The 10812-nt window shown below is 45.4% G+C and carries 10 protein-coding genes; 2 read left to right on the top strand and 8 right to left on the bottom strand.

The window, feature by feature from the left end:
• On the top strand, window positions 1-251 hold a 251-nt coding region (locus C7R92_RS27230), incomplete at its 5' end, for an integrase core domain-containing protein (protein WP_146147634.1).
• Window positions 252-334: 83 nt separating this feature from the next.
• On the opposite strand, the gene C7R92_RS27235 is transcribed toward C7R92_RS27230, so the two are convergent.
• The 3 genes from C7R92_RS27235 to C7R92_RS27250 form a co-directional block, all read right to left on the bottom strand.
• The gene (locus C7R92_RS27235; RefSeq protein WP_106836305.1) at window positions 335-1066 is read right to left on the bottom strand and encodes a hypothetical protein; all 732 of its coding nucleotides are present in this window, start codon (window positions 1064-1066) and stop codon (window positions 335-337) included.
• 867 nt (window positions 1067-1933) lie between these two features.
• Window positions 1934-2836 carry a hypothetical protein gene (locus C7R92_RS27240; RefSeq protein ID WP_106836306.1) on the bottom strand — a complete coding sequence of 301 codons (903 nt, stop codon included), beginning with the start codon at window positions 2834-2836 and terminating at the stop codon, window positions 1934-1936.
• A 1547-nt stretch (window positions 2837-4383) separates the two neighbouring features.
• A complete protein-coding gene (locus C7R92_RS27250; RefSeq protein WP_208636240.1) occupies window positions 4384-4659 on the bottom strand; it encodes a hypothetical protein in 276 nt (91 codons plus the stop codon).
• Between the two features lie 126 nt (window positions 4660-4785).
• Between C7R92_RS27250 and C7R92_RS27255 the strand changes: the two genes are divergently transcribed.
• Entirely contained in the window at window positions 4786-6285 is a 1500-nt protein-coding gene (locus C7R92_RS27255) for an IMP dehydrogenase (RefSeq protein ID WP_106836307.1), read from the top strand.
• 46 nt (window positions 6286-6331) lie between these two features.
• Here C7R92_RS27255 and C7R92_RS27260 read toward each other — a convergent pair whose 3' ends face one another.
• The 5 genes from C7R92_RS27260 to C7R92_RS27280 all read right to left on the bottom strand — a co-directional run bounded on the left by C7R92_RS27260 (window position 6332) and on the right by C7R92_RS27280 (window position 10805).
• A complete protein-coding gene (locus C7R92_RS27260) occupies window positions 6332-7423 on the bottom strand; it encodes a GerAB/ArcD/ProY family transporter (protein WP_106836308.1) in 1092 nt (363 codons plus the stop codon).
• Between the two features lie 37 nt (window positions 7424-7460).
• Complete coding sequence (locus C7R92_RS27265) at window positions 7461-7694, bottom strand: hypothetical protein (RefSeq protein ID WP_069847262.1); 234 nt, start codon at window positions 7692-7694, stop codon at window positions 7461-7463.
• Window positions 7695-7763: 69 nt separating this feature from the next.
• Window positions 7764-8966 carry a Ger(x)C family spore germination protein gene (locus C7R92_RS27270; RefSeq protein ID WP_106836309.1) on the bottom strand — a complete coding sequence of 401 codons (1203 nt, stop codon included), beginning with the start codon at window positions 8964-8966 and terminating at the stop codon, window positions 7764-7766.
• 52 nt (window positions 8967-9018) lie between these two features.
• Window positions 9019-10518: a spore germination protein gene (locus C7R92_RS27275; protein WP_069847265.1), complete on the bottom strand. Its 1500-nt coding sequence runs from the start codon at window positions 10516-10518 to the stop codon at window positions 9019-9021.
• A gap of 131 nt (window positions 10519-10649) precedes the next feature.
• Entirely contained in the window at window positions 10650-10805 is a 156-nt protein-coding gene (locus tag C7R92_RS27280; protein WP_279629834.1) for an IS3 family transposase, read from the bottom strand.
• Between the last annotated feature and the right edge of the window lie 7 nt (window positions 10806-10812).

Consider the following 10812-nt stretch of genomic DNA (forward strand, 5'->3'; position numbering starts at 1 on the left):
ACAAAACTTTTGACAGACCCGTTGGCGCCCAAATCAGCATGTCTCGCCGAGGCAATTGTTATGACAATGCCTCCATGGAGAGCTTCTTTTCACATCTGAAAACAGAAGCACTCTATCCCTATGATATACGAAGTTTAGACGAGGCACAAAGGCGAATTGAGGAGTTCATTCCCTTTTACAACCATGCTCGTCCACAGAGAAAACTAAACAAGCTGACGCCGGTTGAGTACCGACGCCAACTTGCTGCCTAGGGCTTTTTTCAATGTCCGCTAAACGGGGTCTTGACCAATCTCTCCAGGGGTTTCTCTTTTTCATATACAGTCCTTTTCAAACCTCATGGCTTTTCTCGAATAAAGAAATCAAGAAGGACAAAATTTTTCTGCGGATCTTCTATTGCCAATGTAGCTTTACTTAGGTGATTAGCAGGTAACTGATTTATGGGAATGCGAGTTTGAAAAGTTCCATCTTGATTTACTTTGATCGTACCCGTTATCAGATCTTGGACACCATCGCTCACAGAATAAGATAATGTATCAGGATGTCCCACTTTTCCTGTAATTTCTAACTCCTCACCAACCAGTATGTTTGTATAGGGAACAGGGTTATCTATGGTTACCCAGTCGTTACTATTAGTTTTAAAAGCTACTTCATGTTCTGTATGCCAGGCATTTTTAGCTTCCTCAGAAGATACCCTAGCAGATATAATTACTTTCCCATGCAAGGTTGAGGGGATTTTTTCAAGTGTGATTTCTCTCATGTATTGGAAGATTTTACTTTGAGGGTTTATTTCTTCCTGAAACAATATATTTTTAAGATCATCTTGTACTGTTACATTGTAGGAGTAATCAGGCACTCCATAAAAATGGAGAGTCATTACTTTGTCTTCAATGACTGAAAAGTTCTTTGGACTCCGTATTTCAGCCAAATTGGACTGATCTTCAAATAGATTCGTAGGATTCTCTTCGACAAATGTAACATAACCATTTGGATGATCTATGACTCTCTCATTGCATCCAAAGAGAAATAAACAAAGCAACGTGAGTAAAGAAAGATACACCCTGTGCACAATCGATCAACTCCTCTTTTAGTAAACGCGTGATTATGAAGACAAATATAAGACGTGTACTTCCATAAAAAGGTTTCTCTCACAGAAATGGGTTCCAATACTAGAGGGCCTAGCCGGTCGCAAGCGCCCGACAAAGCCCTCTAGGTTCCTGTGTGCCCCTCCGCCCCCTAACGCAGAAAGAAGGAAGAGCCTAGGAAGCCTTGAAAAGCTCCTGTAGGCGGCTCTGGGAGCACCTTGGGGGAAAAGGAAGGCTTTCGTCTGCGCCGAAAGCCACGGCCCCTAAAAGCAGGCTCATCGCCTTGTGACACAGCCTACCAAAGGGCGCTTACTTGCTACGCAATTGCTCCTTTTCGTTTCGCCCCTCCGGGTTTGGAGAGCTGCTGCTTTCTGTGGTACGACATAGAGGGTGGTTTTTTTTGTTTTTTGGGGGGGATGAAAATGTGTGTCTCTGCTTCGATACGGATTTTCTAAAAATGCCAACACCTATGTAATTCCTGCGTGTCTGGCGTTGCGTTGATCGGCTGCGCCGCCCAACGCCGGGGGTCGGGGAATCCCGCGATAACCAGAGGGCCTATCCATTCGACCCCGCCCGACAAGATCCTCTTTACAAAAACAAAAAGATCTGGAACCACCCCGATCTCAGCCATAATCGAACCTTGAAAAAGGAGCGATTATCGCTATTGTATCAGAAGAAAACATGGTTGGAATTCCCGGGCCGTAAGGAACTAAAGGGCATAGAAAAGAAATTCCCAAGCGCTTGGGAATCTCCATCATGGCATCTACGTAATTATAAAATCACGAGATTGGTTTGATCCATATCTAACCAAATATCAAGCCAGTCAAAACACGAAAATGTCATTACTTTAACTACGAACTTGCAGCAGCAGTTGCGATGTCTTTTGCAATCTGGGTATTCTTGATTATCTCATAGACACCATTTACCTCTTCTGTGGTTTTAGCGATCTCATCTAGGATTTCTTTAAATGATTTTGGGGTGTGTCTTTGATAGATATAGACTTTACGTGTTTTCAGCAGTTTATCATTAGGGATTTGTTCAGTAAAATTATGTTTTTCTTTTCTCGCACTAGATAAATACGCTGCATTAATACCATAGCTGTGATCGGCTTGTGTATTCCATAAAATATCGTTTTTCTCGTTAAGCAGAAAAACAATTACCTGACCCGTGAAACCTTGTCCATTATTTGTACACTTCATTTCTACAAAACCATCTAACCGCCCTGTCTCGGATACTATAATTCTTGTTGTCATATGAAAACCATCTCCGACACGGTCATGCTGTTCATGTTCAATCGGGAAAACAGGTATGGTAGAAGCATTACCATCTATGTCAAGGTACCAGTTAGTAAAATTAGTATCAGCTGTATTTTGCAGACTTACTGTACCATCAGCGTGGGTGGTTTTTTTCCAGTATCCACCCCTACCCAGATGTTCCCACAAGATTACGCTGCCTGTACGACCATCTATGTCAAGATACCAGTCCTTAAAATTTGTATCAGCTGTATTTTGCAGACTTACGATATTGTCACCGTGATCAGTTAATTTCCAGTATCCACCCCTACCCAGATGTTCCCACAAGATTACGCTACCTGTATGACCATCTATGTCGAGATACCAGTCCTTAAAATTAGTATCAGCAGTATTTTGGAGACTGACAATATTGTCGCCGTGATCGGTTAATTTCCAGTATGCACCCCTAGCAAGATGACGCCACAAGATTGCGCTAACATTAACGGCTGTTGCAGTAGGCAAATCAGTTCATCCTTCCTCAAATATGCTTATTTACGGACGAGCACAGTTAGTGTGCCTAAAGTAAAATTAATCATTCCATTGGATTCACCTACGAATTAACCAGCCATCGGTGGTCAACAAGCAGAAATAATAAAGCGATACCACTACATAGAAGGTGGTTTTTTTGTTTTTTTGGGGATGAAAATGTGTGTCTCAGCTCTTGATACAGGTTTTTTAAAAATGCCAACACCTATATAATTCCCCGACCCCTAACGCCAAGAGAAGAGAGAGCCTAGGAAGCCTTGAGAAGCCCCTGTAGGCGGCTCAGGGAGAACTAGGGAAAGGAAGAGAAGTGGAAGGATAAAAAAGTCTTGAAAACCTGTTTGTGTTAGCTGTTTTCAAAGATAGTCATCTGGCTTTTTAAACAAACCATATTTAAGCTAAGGCCAAGAATGCAAAAAACCCTCCATTTTGGAGGGTCTACGACTTAACTTCTTGCCGAGTTAGATTCTAATTTTTCCGAAGTAAGCCTAAATATTTTCGTTTGTATTTGTTTACTCCTTGTTGAGATATACCCAAATGCTGTGCGACTATTTCTTCTGGAACTCCATGAATCACTACTTGCTCAATAATGAATCTTGCTTTAGCTGGAAGGGAATTCAACATTTCTTCTACATGCAACTTAGCATCTACAGAAGACATTTGATTCTGCGCACAGGCATTTTCTATGATCGGAAGTTCTCGAGCTAAAAACGAACGTAAATACGTACTGTTTTTAATTTTATACGTTTGTTTTTATTGATATATGGTTTATTAGCCAAGATACTACCCTGGGACAAGCTGATGAGACAGAACTGAACTCGAGAGTTGCACGAAAACAGAAATGGCCTAAGTGCGCTAACTACTCAAGAATCCCACTTATACCGATGGTGCAAGGGCTGGGATTCTTAATTTATGACCAGCCTAGACAGCCTAAAGTCTCCCTATTTACTTCTCAAGGATCCGATTAGAGTCCCTCCCTTTCCCTCCCCAATACGTTCACAGAACAAAATAAAAAGCCATTATAATGGCTCTCTTCTGAATAAATTCCATTTTTGCGGACAAACTGGTTAACTACGATTCAAGGTGGAGCTCTTCTTTCTTCTTACCTGGATCACAAGGTCAAGCAATTTGGAGGAGTTTCATTATGGCCATCTGTACAATCTGCAAAAATAAGACAACCTTAAAAGGATTCGAAAAACGAAATGATCGCTGTCCGTCTTGTAACAACTTGTTTAAATCCCTGTCCAAAACCTTAGAAAATATTACACCCATCAACATTCGAAAAGGTGTTTGATCACATGTTTCCCATTCTCTTTCACCTTCACAGCGTACTTGGGGTGATCGGATGGTACACCGTATTTTTTCATAAGCCAGCCAATAATTTCAGGCGCTTGTACGCAGGCTTCCAAGATGTCTTCGGCAATGTCGTGAATTGAAATCGCTTTTTTTTCGTGTTGACGGACTGTCGAATTTTATCTAAATGCGAGTAAGTGTCATGATCAAGATACCGATGTATCCGTTTCTTTTTATCTGAACGTTCGGCACGCTGTTTGGTTTGCACGCTTCCCCACTCCTTTTTCATTTTTTACCCCCTCCCCCTCGACCACATGGAGAGAAAACGCGTGAAACGGCATCCCTTTTAAGTAAGACCCGATGGCGGTTACTTCTCCTTGGGCGCTGTCCGTTACGACGACGCTCCTATCCGTTCGCAAGAAAATATTCCCGTATAAAATATACGAATCTTCTAACGAAATTTGTTCCAAAAGCTGGCGTTGTTCATGACCTGTTCGCAATTTTAGCAAAGAAATCACTCCTTCTAACGATTCCCTATTGACGTTGTCGTACTTCACGGTTAACATGGTAAAAATTTCTCTATTAAAGAGGCAGTTCAAAAAATCGAGACCAACTTCACCTAGGAGGAGAGAATCGTGGCTTTTTATTACACAGAACCATCTCGAACGTTTAATGAGTTTTTGTTGTTGCCAAATCTCACCACAAAAGAATGCACTCCGAACAATGTGGACTTATCCACTCCGATTACCAAGTATAAAAAAGGTGAAAAGCCTGCCATCTCACTAAACATACCGTTCTCATCCGCAGTCATGCAAGCAGTTTCCGACCATCATATGGCGGTCGCATTGGCTAGATGTGGCGGTATTTCGTTTATTTTTGGCTCCCAGTCCATCGAGAGCCAGGCAACCATGGTTCGCAAAGCAAAAGGCTACAAGGCTGGTTTCGTCGTGAGCCGCTCCAACCTGACACCAAGCCATACGCTGAAAGACATTTTGGAATTGAAAGAGGCATCAGGCCACTCCACCGTTGCCATTACGGAAGATGGTACGGCAAAAGGCAAGCTGCTCGGAATCGTAACGGGTCGCGATTATCGCATCAGCCGCGACTCTCAGGACAAACTCGTCAGCGACATCATGACACCATTCTCGAAGCTGATCTATGGCAAATCTGGCATCTCGCTCTCCGAAGCCAACGACCTGATCTGGGAGCACAAGCTCAACTGCTTGCCAATCGTAGACGAAAATCAAAATCTCGACTTCCTCGTTTTCCGCAAGGACTACGATTCCCGCAAAAACAATCCGCTGTCCCTCTTGGACGCGAACAAGAGCTATATCGTAGGTGCCGGTATCAATACAAAGGACTACAAGGAGCGCGTCCCTGCGTTGGTGGAAGCAGGCGTTGATATTCTGGTCATCGACTCCTCCGACGGCTTCAGCGAATGGCAACGCGAGACAGTTCAATATGTAAAAGAAAACTTCAATGTTCCGATCGGTGCAGGTAACGTCGTCGATAAGGAAGGCTTCCGCTACCTCGTGGAATCGGGTGCAGATTTCATAAAAGTAGGTATTGGCGGCGGCTCCATCTGTATTACCCGCGAACAAAAAGGAATCGGACGCGGCCAAGCCTCTTCCCTCATTGAAGTGGCAGCAGCTCGCGACGAGTACTTCAAGGAAACAGGCATTTACGTTCCGCTCTGCTCCGACGGCGGAATCGTACATGACTACCACGTGACACTGGCTTTGGCTATGGGGGCAGACTTTGTCATGCTGGGACGTTACTTCGCTCGCTTCGACGAAAGCCCGACCAAAAAAGTGAAGATCGGCAACAACTTCGTGAAAGAATACTGGGGAGAAGGCTCCAACCGCGCTCGTAACTGGCAACGCTATGACACTGGCGGCAAAAGCAGTCTCGTCTTTGAGGAAGGCGTAGACTCCTACGTTCCATACGCGGGGACCCTGCGCGAAAACATAGACCGTACCTTGAGCAAAATCAAATCGACCATGTGCAATTGCGGGTCGCTCTCCATCTCAGAGCTTCAGCAAAAAGCGCGAATCACCGTCATCTCTGCTACTAGCTTGGTAGAAGGCGGCGCACATGACGTTATCTTGAAAGAAAGCAGCATGGCTGCTGAGTAATACAATCGACACGTAATCACAAAAAACCAGTCTGCGGCTCACAATGCTAGCAGACTGGTTTTTTTCTTAGGGCCCCGACACTCAGTAAGAGAACGGGCAGGAACAAACCGTACGTCAAGGAATAAGGCATCCAAATGTCCGAAACGAAAGAGTCAAAATACGGGCGGTTAGGCATTGTCGTCAATGCCACTACGATCATGATCATCCCCAGCGGAAGTGTCAAATGGCGGTAATCCCGCAGCCCCAGTGTATATGCGATTCCAATGTTCGTCGCATAATAGCAAATCGTAATTTTGACAAAGAGCGTAATAAACCAGATGACGGCCATCAACACTTCTATTCGCTCAAAAAAATTGCCGATACTGATTTTTTGCGCAAGTGTGTAGCTTGGGTAGGCGAGCAGTACGGTAATATCGGCACCCAAGACCAAGATGGCCACAGCAGTAATTATCGTCAGGAAGAAATTAGCCAAAAGGATGCCCAAGATATAAGCTTTGGCCGCACGCGCTGGCCGTTTTACCAAGGGAAATATCACGATCATAATGACCGTTTCCAGCAAATAACCCGCGTACCTGAAGTTCCCCCCGAAAACAGGAGCTAATCCATGCGCAAGCACAGGCTTCACATTTTCTATTTTGATCTGGGGGGAAATAAATGCGATCAAGATAAAAAAAAGCAACAGAAAATACGGAAACAACAGCTCGCTCACTCGAGAAAAGGCTTCTGGACCACTGCGGACCCCCATGACGATGATCACCAGAAAAAGGACAAGAATAATTTCAATGGGGGTTTCCTGCATAATCTGCGTCGTGACAAAATCGCCAATCTCCATCAGCATGAGCGAAGCGTCGATGAAAAAATAGCTGATGAACAACACAGCCACCGCTTTCCCCAGCCACTTCCCCAATATTTCCGCGCTGTACTGAAAGATCGACTTGTTCGGATACCGCATACTCAGCGAAACATACAGATAGGTTAAAAGAAAGCCTTCCCCCCACCCGATGAGGGCGGAGATCCAGGCATCTTGTTTGGCAGCGGTAGCAGTAAGGGATGGTACGTACAAAATCGCATCACCAATCCCAAAAAGCGCCACGAGTATCATGAATTGCCTTGCGCTAATATGGCCGTTGTTTAACAATTCCTCTCGCTCCCCCGCCTCGCTACTGGCTACTGCTTCATTCCACAGTTCCCAAAATGAAGTCGCTGAATGGTTTATAGACAAATGTGATCCAGTCCAACGGGTTCGGAATATTCGCCTCAAGCGATTCCGCTATGCCAAGTCCCGTCGCAACTACTAGCAAAATGAAAAAAACCAGCATTTCCCTTTTCATCGCGTTCTTTCTCAGATAAGGCACCTCAAAGAGGGCAATGAGTAGGCTGATCAGCAAAATCATCATGATGGTCCACATGCTGTGCAGTGCACCTACTTTTTTTGCAGGATTACTTTTACCATTTCCATGGATGGAAAAAGTTATGCTCTACTCCTTTTTCATGAAAGGAATAAACGAATTGCCCACTTTTCCTGTCCGCCTGAGCTTCACGTCTGTTTTGATTTTCACTTTCAGGTTGGAGAATTGAGAATCCCAATCCTCTTTCACCTTTTCCCACCCTTTGGGGTCATTTTGGTAGATCGACTGCCCAAATCCAAAAACATCTGATCGGTATTGCTTTTGCGCTTTATGGATGGCGCTTAAGATTTTGTCTCTGATCTGCTTTTCTACGTCAGCTTCCAATTTGTACATGGTCTTGGGATCGGACAAATCGATACGGCAAGCCACCTCGCCCACAGTGCCTTCTGCGGAAATGCTCACCTCTACTTGTGGTTTTCCTTTTTCCACCTTGCCTTTCACAGTTGTTTTGTTTCGGATGATCTCAATGACAATTTTATTGTTTTTGTTACAAGGAATTTCTTCTATTGTACTGTCCACCCTGTCCGTGATGTAGCTGAATCCGATGCTTTCCTCTTCGTTAAACCACCCCCGCAGCTTGTCTTCTTTGAAGACACCGATTTCGTGATACCTTAGCAACGTTGACTGGCTTTCTTTTTGGGAATTACCAATAGAAGTACCCGTATGTACCTTCCCTTTCAGATTAACGCCTACCAACACTGGCTCGATCCCTTCCCGTAGCAAATCCGCAATAAATTCATCCAATTGAATGGAGACAATTGATCCCCAAGCACTCTCTGCCGTTTCCAAGCTTTTATAGAGCTTCGTCGCCGGGATTTTTTCCAGCGGGTCGATCATGCTGAGAATTTGTAGTGCTGTCGCGTCCTTGGCCAGAATGACATAAAAATCGGGCCGGACCTCATGATCGCGAAATAACAAATCCAGCACTTCCTTTGTCCCTTCTTTTGCTATCTGCTCCCCCAAAACCAGCACCTGGATATGGGAAAAGTAAAGCCTTCTCGGCGTTACCGTTGTCATTTTCCGGATTCCCTCAAAAATGCTCGATGCCCGCATGCTGTAAGTCGCAACAGCTGATTGGCTCATCCCCCCGCTCTCCTTTGACGCTACCCCTCCCGGATTGACGATTTGGGCGGATATCACATACTCTCCATCAATCTTGTCGATACCCGTTCCCATGACGATTGCCAAATCATTTAATTCCCTGCGGTTCCAGCAGCCTGTCAATAAAACGAGAAGAGCCAGAGCCAGGAGGAACACTCCTTTTCGATTCATGCCTTCTCCACCTCGGCTATCGATTTATCATCACATCGGCACGATACTTGCGCTATATTTTACTTTTTCGTTCTCTGACGCTGTTTTTCTGGCGCAAAAAATGGGGACGCGTATGCATCATCCAGATTGGCAGCCGAATCAGCGTATCCTTTTGGTCCGCTAAATTCACTGGGGCAAGCGGAGCCATATAGGGGACACCAAACGAACGCAGGGTGCACAGGTGAATGCACAAAGCAATCATCCCCACAAATACGCCGATCAGACCAAAGCTGGCGGCGAGTGCGATCACCCCGAACCGCAACAGCCGGATCGGAATGGACATAGAGAAGGAAGGGAAGACAAAGCTGGTGATCGCTGTAATAGAAACGACGATGACGGTAGCGGGTGAAACAAGCCCTGCCTGCACGGCAGCTTCCCCCAACACGAGTGCTCCCACGATGGAAATAGCTGACCCCACGGCCCTCGGCATTCGTACCCCCGCCTCTCGCAGCATTTCAAAGGTAAACTCCATCAACAGCGCCTCAATTGCTGCCGGGAAGGGCACGCCTTCACGTTGGGCTGCAATGCTCATGATCAGGTTCGTCTGTAGCATTTCCTGATGGAAGGTCGTAACGGCGACATACAGGGATGGCGCAAGTAAAGCGATAAAGAAAGAGATAAGGCGCAAAATACGCAGAATCCCAAAATCCGCACGCATGTAGTAGTCCTCGGAGGACTGAAAGAATTGGACAAAGACAGCTGGTACCAACAAAACGATCGGTGTACCGTCCACCAGAATGGCGACACGACCTTCCAACAGCCCAGCTGCCACCGAGTCGGGGCGCTCTGTATTGTAAATGGTCGGAAACGGCGTAAAGGTATGATCCTGAATCATTTCTTCGATGTTTCCGCTCTCCAAAATACCGTCGATCGTGATTTGCCCCAAGCGTTCTCGGACTTCTGTCACTACGCTTTCCTGCACGACTCCTTTTATATACATCATGGCGACTTTGGTCTGTGTCATGTCCCCAATCTGCATGGTCTCCAACCAAAGATTGCGATTATTGATCCGCCGACGAACCAAAGCCGTATTGGTCCGGAGGTTTTCCGAAAACGCTTCTCTGGAACCCCGAACCACCGTTTGTACGGAAGTCTCCTGAACACCACGATCTTCCCACTGCTTCGTATTTGCGATAAAGCCATACGAATACCCATCTACCAAAATAACGGTATCCCCCGTCAATATCGCATCATACAAATGGTCAAAGTCATAGACCTCTTCCACTCCACCGATCGTGAGCAAGAAGTCCTTCATCAGCATCAACGGATTGGCTTCTACGGGGAAGTCCTCTTTCCTGGCATGAAGCATGAGAGACTCCATGAAGCCGCTAATCATATTTTTGTCGACCAGACCCTCGGTGTATAAAATCCCCACCTGCATCTGATCGACGGCCTCCAAACGCACTTGGCGCGTCACAAGATCCGTGCTGTTGCCGAGCTCTCGCTTCACCTTTTCCAGATTTTCGTCCAACGAGTAAAGGAAGGGCGCAGCTTGTTTTTCTGTATGGATCATTTCAAATCACTCTTTTTCCAGTTCGGGATATGTTTACTATCCCTCATGGCTCTGGGGTCTATGCTGAACACAAAAAAGCCCCCTATTCTAGGAGTGGTCAAGACCCCATTTAGTGGACATTGAAAAAAGCCCTAGGCTATAAGCTGACGTCGGTATTCAACTGGCGTCAGCTTGTTTAGTTTTCGTTGTGCTCTTTTCTCGTTATAAAAGAGAATAAATTCTTCTATTCGCCTTTGTGCTTCATCTATACTTCGGATATCATAGGGATAGAGTGCTTCGACTTTCAGATGTGAA

Origin of the sequence: Brevibacillus porteri (genome assembly GCF_003013475.1) — a bacterium.
GTDB lineage: Bacteria > Bacillota > Bacilli > Brevibacillales > Brevibacillaceae > Brevibacillus > Brevibacillus porteri.

Excerpts from the sequence above, each read along its gene's own strand:
- C7R92_RS27270 (WP_106836309.1), bottom strand. The coding sequence starts at position 8,966 with ATGAATCGAAAAGGAGTGTTCCTCCTGGCTCTGGCTCTTCTCGTTTTA.
- C7R92_RS27275 (WP_069847265.1), bottom strand. The coding sequence starts at position 10,518 with ATGATCCATACAGAAAAACAAGCTGCGCCCTTCCTTTACTCGTTGGAC.
- C7R92_RS27265 (WP_069847262.1), bottom strand. The coding sequence starts at position 7,694 with ATGTGGACCATCATGATGATTTTGCTGATCAGCCTACTCATTGCCCTC.